This window comes from Nonomuraea marmarensis (genome assembly GCF_043197025.1).
Classification (GTDB): Bacteria; Actinomycetota; Actinomycetes; order Streptosporangiales; family Streptosporangiaceae; genus Nonomuraea; species Nonomuraea marmarensis.
The window spans coordinates 1-14,050 of the sequence record NZ_JBICRM010000041.1; the positions used below are offsets into that span (position 1 = coordinate 1).

General features: G+C 67.9%; 16 protein-coding genes. 8 read left to right on the forward strand and 8 right to left on the reverse strand.

From position 1 onward, the window contains the following. Positions 1–180 precede the first annotated feature (180 nt). Positions 181–1,131 (forward strand): hypothetical protein, encoded by a 951-nt coding sequence (locus tag ACFLIM_RS42645; protein WP_393175129.1) that lies wholly within the window; start codon positions 181–183, stop codon positions 1,129–1,131. A 394-nt stretch (positions 1,132–1,525) separates the two neighbouring features. On the opposite strand, the gene ACFLIM_RS42650 is transcribed toward ACFLIM_RS42645, so the two are convergent. Continuing rightward, positions 1,526–1,981 carry an ATP-binding protein gene (locus tag ACFLIM_RS42650; RefSeq protein ID WP_393175131.1) on the reverse strand — a complete coding sequence of 152 codons (456 nt, stop codon included), beginning with the start codon at positions 1,979–1,981 and terminating at the stop codon, positions 1,526–1,528. A gap of 255 nt (positions 1,982–2,236) precedes the next feature. Between ACFLIM_RS42650 and ACFLIM_RS42655 the strand changes: the two genes are divergently transcribed. Together ACFLIM_RS42655 and ACFLIM_RS42660 are read left to right on the forward strand one after the other, a co-directional pair. Continuing rightward, positions 2,237–3,091 (forward strand): helix-turn-helix domain-containing protein, encoded by an 855-nt coding sequence (locus tag ACFLIM_RS42655; RefSeq protein WP_393175133.1) that lies wholly within the window; start codon positions 2,237–2,239, stop codon positions 3,089–3,091. A 21-nt stretch (positions 3,092–3,112) separates the two neighbouring features. Continuing rightward, complete coding sequence (locus tag ACFLIM_RS42660) at positions 3,113–3,367, forward strand: DUF397 domain-containing protein (RefSeq protein ID WP_393175269.1); 255 nt, start codon at positions 3,113–3,115, stop codon at positions 3,365–3,367. A gap of 113 nt (positions 3,368–3,480) precedes the next feature. Here ACFLIM_RS42660 and ACFLIM_RS42665 read toward each other — a convergent pair whose 3' ends face one another. From ACFLIM_RS42665 to ACFLIM_RS42675, 3 genes are all read right to left on the reverse strand, one after another. Further along, positions 3,481–4,485 carry an ABC transporter substrate-binding protein gene (locus ACFLIM_RS42665; protein ID WP_393175135.1) on the reverse strand — a complete coding sequence of 335 codons (1,005 nt, stop codon included), beginning with the start codon at positions 4,483–4,485 and terminating at the stop codon, positions 3,481–3,483. Then, complete coding sequence (locus ACFLIM_RS42670; protein WP_393175137.1) at positions 4,486–4,899, reverse strand: TIGR03668 family PPOX class F420-dependent oxidoreductase; 414 nt, start codon at positions 4,897–4,899, stop codon at positions 4,486–4,488. 63 nt (positions 4,900–4,962) lie between these two features. Further along, complete coding sequence (locus ACFLIM_RS42675) at positions 4,963–5,553, reverse strand: DinB family protein (protein ID WP_393175139.1); 591 nt, start codon at positions 5,551–5,553, stop codon at positions 4,963–4,965. A gap of 148 nt (positions 5,554–5,701) precedes the next feature. On the opposite strand from ACFLIM_RS42675, the gene ACFLIM_RS42680 reads away from it, so the two are divergent. Both ACFLIM_RS42680 and ACFLIM_RS42685 read left to right on the forward strand, forming a co-directional pair. After that, complete coding sequence (locus tag ACFLIM_RS42680) at positions 5,702–5,824, forward strand: hypothetical protein (protein ID WP_393175141.1); 123 nt, start codon at positions 5,702–5,704, stop codon at positions 5,822–5,824. Continuing rightward, complete coding sequence (locus ACFLIM_RS42685) at positions 5,818–6,192, forward strand: cupin domain-containing protein (RefSeq protein ID WP_393175143.1); 375 nt, start codon at positions 5,818–5,820, stop codon at positions 6,190–6,192. Before ACFLIM_RS42680 ends, ACFLIM_RS42685 begins: the two co-directional genes overlap by 7 nt. Positions 6,193–6,369: 177 nt before the next feature. Here ACFLIM_RS42685 and ACFLIM_RS42690 read toward each other — a convergent pair whose 3' ends face one another. Both ACFLIM_RS42690 and ACFLIM_RS42695 read right to left on the reverse strand, forming a co-directional pair. Beyond that, positions 6,370–7,029 carry a potassium channel family protein gene (locus tag ACFLIM_RS42690; protein ID WP_393175144.1) on the reverse strand — a complete coding sequence of 220 codons (660 nt, stop codon included), beginning with the start codon at positions 7,027–7,029 and terminating at the stop codon, positions 6,370–6,372. Beyond that, entirely contained in the window at positions 7,029–7,694 is a 666-nt protein-coding gene (locus ACFLIM_RS42695) for a potassium channel family protein (protein WP_393175145.1), read from the reverse strand. The genes ACFLIM_RS42690 and ACFLIM_RS42695 overlap by 1 nt, the downstream gene beginning before the upstream one ends. 102 nt (positions 7,695–7,796) lie before the next feature. Between ACFLIM_RS42695 and ACFLIM_RS42700 the strand changes: the two genes are divergently transcribed. Beyond that, positions 7,797–9,842: an APC family permease gene (locus ACFLIM_RS42700; RefSeq protein WP_393175147.1), complete on the forward strand. Its 2,046-nt coding sequence runs from the start codon at positions 7,797–7,799 to the stop codon at positions 9,840–9,842. On the opposite strand, the gene ACFLIM_RS42705 is transcribed toward ACFLIM_RS42700, so the two are convergent. Continuing rightward, on the reverse strand, positions 9,829–11,460 hold the full coding sequence (locus tag ACFLIM_RS42705) for an alpha/beta hydrolase (protein ID WP_393175149.1): 1,632 nt from the start codon (positions 11,458–11,460) through the stop codon (positions 9,829–9,831). The two genes, ACFLIM_RS42700 and ACFLIM_RS42705, sit on opposite strands and share 14 nt — an antisense overlap. Positions 11,461–11,515: 55 nt before the next feature. Here ACFLIM_RS42705 and ACFLIM_RS42710 point away from each other — a divergent pair, with 55 nt between their 5' ends. Next, the gene (locus ACFLIM_RS42710) at positions 11,516–12,766 is read left to right on the forward strand and encodes a class I SAM-dependent RNA methyltransferase (protein WP_393175151.1); all 1,251 of its coding nucleotides are present in this window, start codon (positions 11,516–11,518) and stop codon (positions 12,764–12,766) included. 269 nt (positions 12,767–13,035) lie between these two features. After that, positions 13,036–13,851: a CAP domain-containing protein gene (locus ACFLIM_RS42715; RefSeq protein WP_393175153.1), complete on the forward strand. Its 816-nt coding sequence runs from the start codon at positions 13,036–13,038 to the stop codon at positions 13,849–13,851. Here the strand turns inward: ACFLIM_RS42715 and ACFLIM_RS42720 are convergent. Beyond that, positions 13,821–14,036 carry a hypothetical protein gene (locus tag ACFLIM_RS42720; RefSeq protein WP_393175155.1) on the reverse strand — a complete coding sequence of 72 codons (216 nt, stop codon included), beginning with the start codon at positions 14,034–14,036 and terminating at the stop codon, positions 13,821–13,823. The genes ACFLIM_RS42715 and ACFLIM_RS42720 overlap by 31 nt on opposite strands. Between the last annotated feature and the right edge of the window lie 14 nt (positions 14,037–14,050).

The window sequence follows — 14,050 nt, forward strand, 5'->3', positions numbered from 1 at the left end:
AGCACGGCCTGTCGGCCTTCGACGCGATCCACCGCGCCTTCACCGGCAACCTGTGGATGCCGCCCGTCGCACTCGACGCCTGATCAGCTCGTATCACGCAACGTCACAGATCCTTCTGATTGCTTACAGCGATTGTGCGATGAGCGCAGCTTTCCCTGGGCGCGCTCCTACGTCGGGCGCATGCTGGCAGAACGCCCGGATGATCCGGAGGCACTCCTCCTTAGCGCGCTGATCTATGCCCACCAGGGGAACGTCCGCGCTGGTCAAACAGACCTTGCCCGAGCTCGCAAGGCGTCGCTGGATGAAGAACTGTCGGCGCTCGCGAATGAGATCGCAGCACTGCTCGACAGACATCCCGGCCAGGAAGGGGCGGAGAAGCCCGGGGGATGCGTACGTGTCGTCGGCTTGGGCCTCCTGGCGATCGTGGCGGTTGTGCTGGTCAAGATGGCGATCGTTTGGGTGATGGAGTTCCTTGGCGACGAGGTTGCCGAGGGGTTGGATTTGAGAGGGCCGAGCGACGATGGGCATTCACTGCTGGGACTCATGATCGTCGTAGGAGCCGGACTCCTACTCGGCTTACTCTGGAAGGCGATCAAGGCAGAGCGTTACGGACCGGGTGCCCGCACAGCGTTTCTCCAGCACCGTGACCTGGCCCGTACAACGGCAGCCTCTCTCGACGAGCAGAACGTACGGCTCCAGGCCGCTCAGTTCGCGACGTTCCTGCCAGGGCTTCCCATCCTCATGCTGACCCCAACGGTGCTGATCGGCGCCGAGAACGATCCGACGCTCATCATTCGAGTGTGGTCGATTCTCGTGGCCAGTGGACTCGCTGGGTGGATGTGCTGGTGGAGCGGCCTAGGCCAGATACGGCGCGCCTTCAAACTCAGCCGTCCGCTGACCTTCCACACCATCGCGGCAGGCGTCTGGACAATCCTTTTTGTGGTGTGGCCGTATCAACTGACCCGCTTGGACAGCAGTCCGTACATCTTCGGCTGGTTCCTTGGTTGCTTCATCGTCATGCCGGCCTACATCAATGTCGTCTTCCGTCGCCTCCGCCGAGAAGGTCGGCTACAGGTACTTCCATACAAGGAGCGGCGGCGGAGGCGGCAGACCCCCAAACTGGATCAGTGAACTCTTTCATCCTCCGGCGGCCTGCGCGACGCGGTGGTTTCCGCGATGGCGTTGCACAGGTGACCGGCCTTGCCAGGGCTGCAGCAACAGTGTCCACGCCGCGGGGAATCCCACACGCGCTTTGACGTCGGGCCACCGATCGCTCTCGTTGATCACCTCGTCGTCCGGCTCCGCTTGCGTCCAGCGGATGGGAACTGTTCGCCTCCCGCCTGGCACAGCTCGTAGAACCCGCGACGGCAGGCGCATGTCCACAGCAAGACGCGCGGTTCGACGCCCCTTCTTGGAGCGGTCCATTTCAGCCGTAGGCGACCGCACGTGCGGGCTGAAACACCCATGCGAGCTGTCGAACGGGCTGCGCTCCGCCCCGTCCCCGGCACACGTCGGGGACGGGGCATCAGGCATCCACCTCAGTGAGCGAGGTATCCGTGACGGCGGCTGAGGCGTCTTCCGTGGTGAGCACTTCCGCCCACACGGCCCAGCCGCCGAGCGCGTCGTCGCTGACGCCCCAGCGGATCGCTGTTTCTCCGACTATCCGCAGGCCTCGCCCCGAGCAGTCCGTTTCACTGGACTCACGCATCCGGGGAACGGTCCGCGCTCCCTGGTCAATCACGTCAATACGGGCAATGGCGTCACCGATCTCCCGGACGACCACCGTGACCAACCCGCCCGCCAGTCCCGAGACGGTGTGCAGCACGGCATTCGCGACCAGTTCGCTGACCACGAGCAGCGCGCTGTCCGCGCTCAGATGCCCCGCTGCCTTCAGAACGTTCCCGACACAGTGACGGGCCACTGACACCGAACGCCGGTTGCCCGGAAGTACCAACTCGGCCAGGAACTCTTCGCTCTTCACGCCACCTCCCAGACCCGTCCGGGGGTGCGCCGGTCAGGCGCATCCACCCACTGATGGCGACTTCGGGCCTGTGTGCAGATCCAGCGCTGTCGCGTCCCGCAGCCCTCACTCGCTGTAACTGCAGCTTGACTCATTCAGACTATGCGCCGCAAGTGAAACTGCAAATTTGCCGTTGTATTCTCTGTCTGTGACCGTAGTACAGATGCGGAGGCTGTGCGGAACACTGGGAGCCACGCAGCGAAGGGGGTTCGACTAATGGCTGGTGGGCGAGGTCCCACTCTCCGCCGACGCAGGCTCGCGGGAGAACTCCGCATTCTGCGCGAGCGCTCCGGACTCACAGGGGAGCAGGCAGGGGAGCGGCTCGGGTGGTCCGTCAGCAAGGTCAGCCGCATCGAAACGGCGCAAGTCGGCGTGCGAACCCCCGACCTTACGGCGCTCTGCGATCTCTACGAGGTATCAGACACCAAACGCGAAGCTCTCAAGGACCTTGCACGGACCGCCATGCAGCGTGGGTGGTGGGACACGTACGAGACGATCTCGACGGACTACGCCAATTACATCGGCCTCGAATCCGAGGCCACCTCCATCCGGTGCTTCTCACAAACCCTCATCCACGGCCTCCTGCAAACCGAAGACTACGCACGTGCCGTCATCAGGGCGGCATTGATGCCGTTCACGCCCGCCTCCGAGATTGACCGCCGCGTAGAGATCCGCATGACTCGACAGAAGATCCTTCATCGGGACAATCCGCTCAGCATCTGGATGGTTCTCGACGAAGCGGCACTCAAGCGCCTGGTCGGGGGCTCGAAGATCATGAAAGCCCAGTGCGAGTCCCTGATCCAACTGTCCGAGCTGCCCAACGTCACGATCCAGGTCCTCGCCAGCTCCGTTGGCGCCCATCCCGGGGCCAACACCCCGTTCTCCATCTTGTCGTTCCCCGAGGTGTACGACCCTGACGTGGTCTATATCGAGACCATGACGAGTAGCCTGTGGATTGAGGACGACAGTGAGGTTCACCGCTATAGCCTCGCCTTCGACCAAATGCGTGCAATGGCGCTCAGCCCGGACGACTCTGCAGAGTTGATCACAGAAGTGGTCGGACGCCTATAGATGGAAGAGGACCAGCAAGTCATGCACCCAAGTCCAATCGACCCCTCCACCCTCACTTGGCGGAAGAGCCGGCGAAGCGACGGAGGCAACGGCTGTGTGGAAGTCGCCCTCGCCGATGCCGCACCGGCCGACACCCCCCACAAGGCCAACCGAGGACCTCTGGTGCTGTTTCGCGACAGCGAGAACCCGACCGGACCCATCCTGGCCTTTACCCGCCCGGAGCTTGAGGCGTTCTTTGGAGGGGTCAAGGACGGGGAGTTCGACGATCTAACGTAGCCGTTTCCGCTGTTCAGACATGCATCAATCCTCTGGCCAGCGCCGTAACGAACTCGCGGATCCAGGCTCACAGACGGGTGTCGTCGCGAGGGGTTCCAGATTGATCGGACGCTTCAAACGGCCGTAGGGCCGTCGGCGGCCCATCGTGTCAGCACCGCTTGATGGCCAATCTGTACGCCTGTGCGGGTATCGATCTTGAAAGGGCCGAAGAGGGTGACCGTTTCGAGAGCCGAGGCTGCTGACCAGAGCGCGTCCCGTTCGGTGCTGCCCGCCAGCCTTGCGCAATGGGTCGCGATGGTCGCGGCTGCCGCTGCCTGTACGGCCGGATAGTCCGGAAGCGCGTGACCTTCGTAGCAAGCCAAGAAGTCGTGCTCCGAGATGCCGATTTCCGCCGTGTGTCCGGCGCCGGGAGCCCACTGCCCGACTCCGTAGATCCCTTCAGGGTCGTCAACCGCCTCGCCGAACTCGCGAACACCCGCCGCCACCGCGCAGATCTCCGTCGGCGGCGTTTCCATCGCTTGGGCCTGCTTGACCACCTCGACGTCTTCCTCAAAGGCTCCGGCGCAGAACAGGCTCCACGGCTCAGGGACCTCCGGCGGCAGCGTCGCCAGGCGAGTGCAGGGCAGCCCAACCGACCGCGCCAACGCCTCGGCCCCGGCTGCCACCTGGCGCCCGAAGCTGCCCTTTCCCTGGACGATCCAGAGGTGAAGGGGCTCGGGGGAGTCGCCCAGGTGCCGGATGAAGGGTTCCGCGTACCGGCTCGTCGGCGTGAGGACCGAGACGACGTGATGGGGGTGCGCCTCCTCGACGTCGTCGCCTGAGCCGCCGTGGTTCCAGAGCAGCCGATCAATCGCGGCGGCGACGTCACCCGCCCGCCGCATCAGCCGCGTCGAATAGGGCCCCAGCAGGAGGTCACAACGCTGCGACAGACGGCGGAGAACGTCTTCCAGCGTGTTCGGATTGCTCTGATCATCTTCAATGACCAGATCCACGGCATCCTGAAAGGAGTGCCACACCTCGAGGCCCAGCCGCGCCTGCTTGCCGAAGCGGGCGAACTTGCCGGACAGCGACAGGGGGACTCCGAGGCTCAGCCGACCGCTCTCAGATGGCGGAGTCATCTAACCCTCGTACGCCCAGCCGGACCACCGGCTGATCGTGATCACGATGGCCGGCCCCTCGGGTGTGTGCTGCTGATATTGCCGGTACTTGCGGGTGAGGGCGCTGATGGCGTCCTCTCGCGCTGGTCCGTCATCGTGTACGACCGCCGTGCCGTCCCCCCGAACCCACCACAGCTGTGTCCAGTCGTCGTCGTAGTGATCGACGAGGATGCTCACCCGCGGGTTGTGCCGGATGTTACGGAGCCTCTGCAGATTGGTCGTCTTCTTCGGCTTGTGATCTACCGCGGTCACTATGACATCCCCTTGGACAGCGAAGGTCACGGGCACCAGATGCGGCGTGCCGCCGGCATCGACCGTCGCGAGGCGGGCTACGCGTGCTTCGCCGAACTTCGTCCTCAGCTGGGTCGTGTCCATCGTCCCGTTTCCTTACGACCTTTCGCCTGTACAGCCTTAGATTAAGGGCTCTGGCTTGACCTTTCAGTTCTGGCCGGCTTCCCTCGCTACCCGCTCCAGCCGGCTCCGATAGGTGTCCCACCACGCCTGGTCGCCCGGCGCCAGATTGTCGTTGCCCTCCCGCAGCCCGGCGGCGCCGTCGATGAGTTCCCGGACGATATCGGCGTGCCCGGCGTGCCGATTGGTCTCAGCGATCACGTGTACCAGGATCCGGTGCAGCGTTACCCGACGCCGATCGTCCGGCCACCACGGCACCTGTCCGATCGCGTCCAACGCCAGCGCGTCGATCGTTGCGTCCGAGTGCGCCCACGCCCGGTGGTAGAGCCCGACGATCTCTTCGCGCGGCTCGTCGGCGGTCGCCCACATGTCCGCGTTGAGCTCGGCCCCGTCCTCCATCCACCGCAACGGCTCGGCGAACGGCCGTCCGAAGGTGTCACCGAAATACCCCAACTCCACGCCGGCGACGTGTTTGATCAGCCCCAACAGGTTGGTGCCGGTAGGCGTCAGCGGACGGCGGATGTCGTACTCCGAAAGCCCGTCCAGCTTCCACAGCAGGGCTTCACGGGCGGTCTGCAGGTAATGGTGAAGATCCGATTTCGGTTCCCATCCGGTCATGCGGACATCCTTGCATCCGCCTCTGACAACGAGGGAGCGATGCTCCCACGCTGCTGCTCGTCACCTACATGACCGCGCACGTTGTGATAGTCCCTGACAGACGGGCAGTCGACCCGTCACCACCCTCGCCGAATCCGGAGGAGGTCTCATGGACATGAACGTCGTGGCGCCCGGCGAAGGGCGGGCCGTGCCGCTGGGCGGCAACGCCATGCTGACGGTCAAGGAGGACGGCTCCCGTACCCGGGAAATCTCATGGTGGCCGAAATGGTGATCCAGCCCGACTTCGCCGCGCCGCTCCAGCACCTGCACAACGGGCACGAGGAGGCGTGGTTCGTGCTGGACGGCGAGATCGAGTTCACCTCCGGCACCCGCGTGACCCGGGTCGGGCCGGGCGGCTGGGTGCTCGTGCCGATCGGGGTGCCGCACACCTTCAGCAACGCCGGCGGCGTCCCGGCCCGCTTCATCGCCGTCATGACCCCCAACTTCTACCTCGGCTACTTCGACGAGCTGAGCCGGGCGATGGACGGGGTCAGCGACGAGGCACGGGGGCGGATCTCCGCCGGACTCATGGCCAAGTACCAGACGGAGGTCGTCGACCCGGTCGCCTGGGAACGGGACCACGGGGGCGCACCGGCCTGACCTGGGGCTACCGGGCCGCAGTTTCCGCACCTCAACGCCGCCGCCGCCGCCAGCGACGGCGACCCGGCCGAGGCCGCGGCGGGCGCGGTCCGGCTGGCGCTGCTGCCGGACGACGGGCCCACCGGGCAGTTCTTCTCATGGGACGGTACGCCGGTCCCCTGGTGACCCTCGTACCGTCTAGTGCTGGGAGAGGAGGTGGGCCAGCTCCTGCTCCACCTCCTGATTGGCGACGAACAACAGCTCGTCGCCGGCCTCCAAAGGATCGTCCGCGGTCGGCACCAGCACCCGGCCCTCCCGGAGGATCGCCACCAGTGCCGCGTCCACCGGCCAGGGCACCGAGCCTGCTCGTTGCCCCACCACAGGCGCGTCCTCGGCAAGTGTGAGCTCCACCAGGTTCGCCTGGCCCTGGCGGAACGTCATCAAGCGCACCAGGTCGCCGACGCTGACCGCCTCCTCCACCAGCGCGCTCAGCAGACGGGGAGTGGAGACGGCCACGTCCACGCCCCATGACTCGTTGAAGAGCCACTCGTTGTTCGGGTGGTTGATCCGGGCCACCACGCGCGGTACGCCGTACTCGGTCTTGGCCAGCAGGGACACCACCAGGTTCACCTTGTCGTCGCCCGATGAGGCCACCACGACGTGGCAGTTGTTGAGGCCGGCCTCGTCCAGGGAGGCGATCTCGCAGGCGTCCGCCAGGAGCCACTCGGCCCGGGGGACGCTGTCGATCTTGATGGCCCGGGGGTCGACGTCGATGAGCAGGACCTCGTGGCCGTTCTCCAGGAGCTCGGCCGCGATGGAACGGCCGACGGCGCCCGCTCCGGCGATGGCGACGCGCATCACTCGTCCTCTTCCGGTGCCGCGGCGAGCACCTTGTTGATCCGGTCCATGTCGTTCTCCGCGGCGATGACGTGCAGCACGTCGCCCTCCTGCACCACGGTGTCCTCCGTGACGGTCAGGGCCTCGCCCATGCGGTTGAGGAAGGCGACGCGCGTCCTGACGCGGTGTTCGAGGTCGACGACGCGGGTGCCGATCCACGTGGAATGTACGGTGACCTCGGCCAGCACGACCGTGCCCGTGGGGTCGCGCCAGAGCGGCTCGGCCCCCTCCGGGAGGATGCGGCGCAGGATCTGGTCGGCGGTCCAGCGCACGGTCGCCACCGTCGGGATGCCCAGCCGCTGGTAGACCTCGGCCCTGCGAGGGTCGTAGATGCGGGCCACCACATTGTCGACGCCGAACGTCTCGCGGGCCACGCGGGCGGAGATGATGTTGGAGTTGTCGCCGCTGGAGACCGCCACGAAGGCGGCCGCGGACTCGACGCCGGCCTCGATGAGCACGTCGCGATCGAAGCCCACGCCCGTCACCCGCCGCCCTCGGAACCCGGCGCGCAGCCGGCGGAACGCCTGCGGATCGCGGTCGATGATGGCGACGGAATGGCCGCTGTCTTCGAGGATGTGCGCGAGGGTCGAACCCACCCGGCCACACCCCATGATCACTATATGCATTTCCCCCCGCATGCTCGCGGTCGGCCGGTTGCTGGACACCAGTATGGCCCGAGGGGGGAGCGCCGCGTTTAGGGCCTCGGCATGGGGCTAGCATCTCGTTACGTGGCGAAGGTAACGGATCTTGTCAAACGCGTGCTCGTGGGGCGTGCCCTGCGAAGCGGGCAGCTTCACGAGCAACTCCTGCCCAAACGCATCGCCCTGCCCGTCTTCGCCAGCGATGCGCTCTCCTCGGTGGCGTACGCCCCCCAGGAGATCCTGGTCATCCTGTCGCTGGCCGGAGTGTCCTTCTACGCCTACAGCCCCTGGGTCGCGATAGCCGTCGTGGTCGTGATGCTCACGGTCGTGGCGTCGTACCGGCAGAATGTCCATGCCTACCCCAGCGGCGGCGGCGACTACGAGGTGGCGACCACCAACCTCGGCAAGAACGCCGGGCTCACCGTGGCCAGCGCCCTCATGGTCGACTACGTGCTGACCGTCGCGGTGTCCGTCGCCAACGGCGTCGACTACGTGGGCGCCACGATCCCGTTCGTGGGCCAGCACCGGCCCGCCATCGCGATCGCCATCGTGATCCTGCTCACCGTGGTCAACCTGCGCGGCATCCGCGAGTCCGGGGCCGCCTTCGCCGTGCCCACGTACGCGTTCATGATCGCCGTGCTGGGGCTGGTCGCCTGGGGCGGGTTCCGGCTGCTGGTGCTGGGGGACGAGCTCAGGGCCCCGAGCGCCGATTTCACCATCCAGCCCGAGCAGACCGAGCTGGCCTCCTTCGCCGCCGCGTTCCTGATCCTGCGCGCGTTCTCCTCCGGCTGCGCGGCGCTGACCGGGGTCGAGGCCATCAGCAACGGCGTGCCCGCGTTCCGGAAACCCAAGAGCAAGAACGCCGCCACCACGCTGCTCATGATGGGCCTGGTCGCGGTCACCATGTTCGGCGGCATCATCGCGCTCGGGCTGGCGTCCGGGGTGAAGGTGGCCGAGCCCACCGTGGTCGCCGAGGACCTGCTCAGGGCGGACGGCACGCCCGTCGGCCCCGGCTACTACCAGCAGCCGATCATCGCCCAGGTGGCCGACGCGGTGTTCGGGGGCGGGTCGGTGCCGTTCGTGGTGATCTCGGCGGTGACCGCGCTGATCCTCTTCCTGGCGGCCAACACGGCGTTCAACGGCTTCCCCGTACTCGGCTCGATTCTGGCGCAGGACCGTTACCTGCCGCGCCAGCTGCACACTCGCGGCGACCGGCTGGCCTTCTCCAACGGCATCGTCATCCTGGCGCTCGGCGCGTGCCTGCTGCTGTGGGGGTTCCAGGCCGACGTCAGCCGCCTGCTGAACCTCTACATCGTCGGCGTCTTCGTCTCCTTCACGCTCAGCCAGACCGGCATGGTCATCCACTGGACCCGCCACCTGAAGACCGAGACCGACCCCAAGGTACGCCACCAGATGCACCGCTCCCGCGTGATCAACTTCTTCGGCGGGATCATGACGGGGCTGGTGCTGGTGGTCGTGCTGCTGACGAAGTTCCTGGTCGGGGCGTGGATCGTGTGCATCGCGATGCCGATCCTGTTCCTCATGATGAAGGGCATCAGGCGCCACTACGACAACGTGGCGGCCGAGCTGGAGATCAGCGAGGACTACGAGCCGGCCATGTTGCCCGCGCGCAACCACACGATCGTGCTCGTCTCGAAGCTGCACAAGCCGACCATGCGCGCGCTCGCGTACGCCCGCGCCACCAGGCCGTCCACGCTGGAGGCCATCACCGTGGGCGTCGAGGGCGAGGAGGCGCTCAAGCTGCAGGAGGAGTGGGAACGCCGGGGCATCCCGGTGCCGCTCAAGATGCTCGACTCGCCGTACCGGGAGATCACGCAGCCGATCCTCGACTACGTCAAGACGCTGCGCAGGCGCTCGCCGCGGGACGTGGTGACCGTGTTCATCCCCGAATACGTGGTCGGCCACTGGTGGGAGCACCTGCTGCACAACCAGAGCGCGTTGCGGCTGAAGGCGCGGTTGTTGTTCAAGCCGGGTGTGATGGTGACGAGCGTGCCCTGGCAGCTGCACTCCTCCGACCGGCTCCTGGGCCGGCCTGAGCCGTTCGCGCCCGGGTCCGTGCGCCGTCCTTGGGACAAGGCGGTCAAGGACGAGGAGCGGCTCAAGACGAGCTGATCAAGGTGCGCAGCCGCTGGGTGTCGTCCGCGCTCCAGCCCGGCGGGGCGGCGACGGCGGCCCAGCCGTCCACGATGTTGGCGGCGTACCGGTGCCCGTGCCCGGCAGGTACGGACAGCGCGGCCGTCATGTCCACCAGCACCTGCCAGAACGTCACCAGCGGGAACCAGTTCATCTGCGGGTTGATGCCCGGCCCCCGCGGGCCCTCCAGCCAGGCCGGCCTGCGGTAGGCGAGCGCGGGCGACCACCACACGACCGGGTCCGAGGTGTTCTGCAGGTAGACCACGCGCGGGTGCGGCCAGGGCGCCGGTGGATTCTTCAGGTCGGCGGGCTGCTGGGCGAACCTGGCCGTCCTGCCCTCGTCGTAGACGGGCCGCCAGACCGGGCTGCCGCGTTCGCGCTCGGTCGTGAGGTGGTGCCAGATGGGGTTGGCGTTCGGCGGGCCGACGAACATCGCCCCGTCCGCCCGCGCCGCCAGGTCGTCCAGGTCGCTGAAGGCCTCCTCCAGCTCGTACGAGCCCAGGCTCTCGCCCGACAACACCAGCCGCGGCCGGCTCTTGACCGGCATCCTGGCCAGCCTGTCGTGCACCGCCTCGAACAGCGCCCGCCCCGTGGCCGCCGCCTTGTCCCGGTCGACCAGGAACGACACCCAGCTCGGCAGGTAGGAGTACTGCAGCGCGACCATGGCGGAGCGGCCGTTGTACATGTACTCCAGCGTGTCCGCTATGTGCGGGTCCACCCAGCCGGTGCCGGTGGTGCCGAGCACGGCGAGCACCGGGCGGCCGAACGCGCCGGTGCGCTCCAGCTCGCGTACCGCCAGCGCCGCCTGGGCCTGCGGCGAGGTGGTGCCCTCGAGGCCGACGTAGACTCTGATGGGCCGGGCGGCCGGGCGTCCCGAGAAGGCGGTGAGCCTGGCCGGGGTGGCGGCGGTGCCGGTGAAGCGGCGGCCCTCCCTGCCCAGCGAGTCCCAGCTCACCAGGGAGCCGGGGGCGCCTGACAGGTTGCTCGACGTGGGCCTGCGCACGCCCGGCTGGGTGCCCTGGTTGGTGACCGAAGAGATGTCGCTCACCCGGGCCACGAACGCCGCGAACAGCACGTCGTTGGCGAACACCGCCACCAGGAGGGCGATGAGCAGCACGCCGATGGTGTGGCCGATGTAGAAGGGGACGTACCGGTCCAGCCAGGTGATCAGTTTGCGGCCGCCTAGGCGTACAAGTCTGGAAATAATGAGACTTGTCGTGAAAAGGGTGACGGCGACGGCGACGATCAGCGGCGGGAACCACGTGAGCCGCGTATCCATGCCCATGAGCGCGCGCAGGTCGCGCTGCCACTCGATGCTGTACGCGAGCGCCGCCACCGCCAGCCCCGCGCACCCGCCGCTCATCACCTGCCAGGCGATCCGCCGCCCCCGCTCGGGCAGCCGGTATCGGATCACCATCCGGCCCAGTGCGCCCGCCGCCGCGCCCAGGGCGTAGCCGAGAATGCCGGTGACCGCGCACATCACCCCCTGGTACAGCCACGTGCGGGGCAGCAGCGACGGCGTCAGCGACGCGCAGGCGAACAACGTGGCCAGCAGCGTCCCACCGAAGCCGAGACGCCTGAGTACCACCCTGTCCACGGTCACCCAGAGTAGTGGATCAAGCCGTCGTCCAGGCCACAGATAGGGTGTTGGTGTGGAACAGGCATCTCTCGAGCTTACGGTAGGTCCGGTCGCACACGGCGGCTGGTGTGTGGCACGACACGAAGGGCGCGTGGTCTTCGTGCGGCACGCCCTGCCCGGCGAACGCGTCATCGCCGACGTCACCGAGGAGACGACCCGGTTCCTGCGGGCCGACGCGGTCGAGATCCTCGAGGCGTCGCCCGACCGGGTCGTGCCGCCCTGCCCCTACGCGGGGCCCGGCCGTTGCGGCGGGTGCGACTGGCAGCACGCCACCCCGGAGGCGCAGCGGCGGCTCAAGGCGCAGGTCGTGGCCGAGCAGTTGCACCGGCTCGCGGGCATCGAGCGTGAGGTCGTGGTCGAGGAGGTGCCGGGGGCCAAGGACGGGCTCGGCTGGCGTACGCGGGTGCAGTTCGCCGCCCTTCCCTCCGGCGAGCTGGGCTTCCGCAGGCACCGTTCGCACGAGATCGAGGTGGTGGACGCCTGCCTGATCGCCCATCCCGAGGTGGAGGCGGTCGGGGCGGAGGGACAGTCCTGGCCGGGGGCCTCCGGCGTCGAGGTCATCGCCTCCTCGGTCGGCGACCGGGCCGTGGTGGTCACGCCCAGGCCGCGACGCAGCGTCACCGTGCCCGACCTCGACGCGCCCGCCTCGATCCTGCTCGACGAGGGCAAGGGCCGCACGGTGCCGCGGCGCGGGTCGGGGGTGCTGCGCGAGCAGGTGGGCGACCGCGAGTTCCGGGTGGCGGGCAGCGGCTTCTGGCAGGTGCACCCGGGGGCCGCCGAGACGCTGCTGGACGCGGTGCTGGCCTACGCGGCGCCGGAGCCGGGGGAGTGGGCGCTCGACCTCTACTGCGGGGTGGGGCTGTTCGCGGCGGGGCTGGCGGAGGCCGTGGGGCCGTCCGGGGCGGTGTTCGGGCTGGAGTCGGAGGCGTCCGCCGTCCGCGACGCCCACGCCAACCTCCGCGACCTGCCCCAGGCGCGGGTGGAGCGGGGGCGGGTGGAGGAGGCCCTCGACCGCTTCCAGATCGAGCGCGCCGACATCGTGGTGGTGGACCCGCCCCGGGCGGGGCTGGGGCGCGAGGTGGTGAACCGGATCGCCGGGCTTGAGGCCCTCCGGATCGTGTACGTCTCCTGCGACCCGGCCACCCTGGCCCGCGACCTGTCCTGGCTGGCGGAACGCGGTTACGCCCTGGCTGACCTGCGGGCCTTCGACGCCTTTCCGATGACCCATCACGTGGAGTGCGTGGCGCTGCTGGTCAGGGGGTAGATCATGCCCTGACCGGCATGACGCACGATCATGCGACGCCCCGCCACCGAACCGGTGGCGGGGCGTTTGCGTACCCACTGTCAGACGCCTCCGCCGGGAGGGATTCGACCATGGACTGGAGGGTCTGAGACAGGGCGTCCAGACGCTTCAGAGATCACTTTGGTTTACCTGAGTCTCAGAGGAATATCCGAAATTTCATGACAAATTGGTTACGGTCCCGACAGAATGCGGAGCCATCCAGCGTCTACCGCAACTGGAGGAGACCCCCTATGCGTAGACCCCTTGGGGCATTCGCCGGGCTCGTCAGCCTGGCGGCGATCTGCACGCCGCTCGGCGCCGCGCAGGCCGCGACAGCGTCAGAGGCGGCCGCGTGCCGCGTGAGTGTGGCGAAGCCCCGTCTCAGCACCACCCTCAAGATCCAGTCATTCGCCACCCGCCGCGGCTGCTTCGGTCCCGCGTTAATGCGCATCCGCATCAAGCGCGCCGTGCCGGGCCGCGACCCCGTCGTCAAGAGCGGGGCCACCAGGAAGGGCCGCATCACCCTGGCGCTCCGGTGCCGCCCCGGCACGTACTACGCGACCGCCACCGACTATCGCGGCCACAGCGTCAAGTCCAGGGCGGTCAAACTGTCCTGCACCCCCGCAAGCACGCCCACGCCCACCCCCACCACGCCGCCCCCAGCGTCAGGGACAGTGGGCACGCCCGAGGAGAACGAGGTCCTCAGGCTGACCAACGTCGCGCGGGCCCAGGGCGGCTGCCGGCCGCTCAAGCACGACCCGCAACTCCGCACCGCCGCCTTCGGCCACTCCGACGACATGGCGAAGCAGAACTACTTCGACCACGCCTCCAAGGACGGCCGCAGCTTCATGGACCGCATCAAGGCCAGCGGCTTCACCGGCGGAACGGCCTTCGCCGAGAACATCGCCTTCGGCCAGCCGTCTCCGGCCTCGGTGGTCCAGGGCTGGATGAACAGTCCAGGTCACCGGGCCAACATCATGAACTGCGCCTACAACCTCATCGGTGTCGGCGCGGCCAGGAACCCCCAGGGCCGGATCTACTGGTCCCAGGATTTCGCGGCCAGATAGGACGCACGCAGGCGGCGCAGCTCGCCGGCGATGGTGGCCAGGGTCCAATGGGCGTTCAGTCCGCTGGGATTGGGCAACACCCAAACCCTGGCCCCACCGACCGGCTCGTCTTGTGGTCCGATGCGGGCCTTGGGCCGCTCGTAGGCCGCCCGGTACGCTCTCGGTGAGTAGCCATGCGGGTACATACCCGCAGGCCACG

Bases quoted from the DNA above. Each gene is read 5' to 3' on its own strand.
- ACFLIM_RS42675 (WP_393175139.1), bottom strand. From the start codon at position 5,553: ATGACCGGATGGGAACCGAAATCGGATCTTCACCATTACCTGCAGACC.
- ACFLIM_RS42680 (WP_393175141.1), top strand. From the start codon at position 5,702: ATGGACATGAACGTCGTGGCGCCCGGCGAAGGGCGGGCCGTGCCGCTG.
- ACFLIM_RS42720 (WP_393175155.1), bottom strand. From the start codon at position 14,036: ATGTACCCGCATGGCTACTCACCGAGAGCGTACCGGGCGGCCTACGAG.
- ACFLIM_RS42655 (WP_393175133.1), top strand. From the start codon at position 2,237: ATGGCTGGTGGGCGAGGTCCCACTCTCCGCCGACGCAGGCTCGCGGGA.
- ACFLIM_RS42685 (WP_393175143.1), top strand. From the start codon at position 5,818: ATGGTGATCCAGCCCGACTTCGCCGCGCCGCTCCAGCACCTGCACAAC.
- ACFLIM_RS42670 (WP_393175137.1), bottom strand. From the start codon at position 4,899: ATGGACACGACCCAGCTGAGGACGAAGTTCGGCGAAGCACGCGTAGCC.
- ACFLIM_RS42715 (WP_393175153.1), top strand. From the start codon at position 13,036: ATGCGTAGACCCCTTGGGGCATTCGCCGGGCTCGTCAGCCTGGCGGCG.
- ACFLIM_RS42665 (WP_393175135.1), bottom strand. From the start codon at position 4,485: ATGACTCCGCCATCTGAGAGCGGTCGGCTGAGCCTCGGAGTCCCCCTG.
- ACFLIM_RS42645 (WP_393175129.1), top strand. From the start codon at position 181: ATGCTGGCAGAACGCCCGGATGATCCGGAGGCACTCCTCCTTAGCGCG.
- ACFLIM_RS42690 (WP_393175144.1), bottom strand. From the start codon at position 7,029: ATGCGCGTCGCCATCGCCGGAGCGGGCGCCGTCGGCCGTTCCATCGCG.
- ACFLIM_RS42660 (WP_393175269.1), top strand. From the start codon at position 3,113: ATGCACCCAAGTCCAATCGACCCCTCCACCCTCACTTGGCGGAAGAGC.
- ACFLIM_RS42695 (WP_393175145.1), bottom strand. From the start codon at position 7,694: ATGCATATAGTGATCATGGGGTGTGGCCGGGTGGGTTCGACCCTCGCG.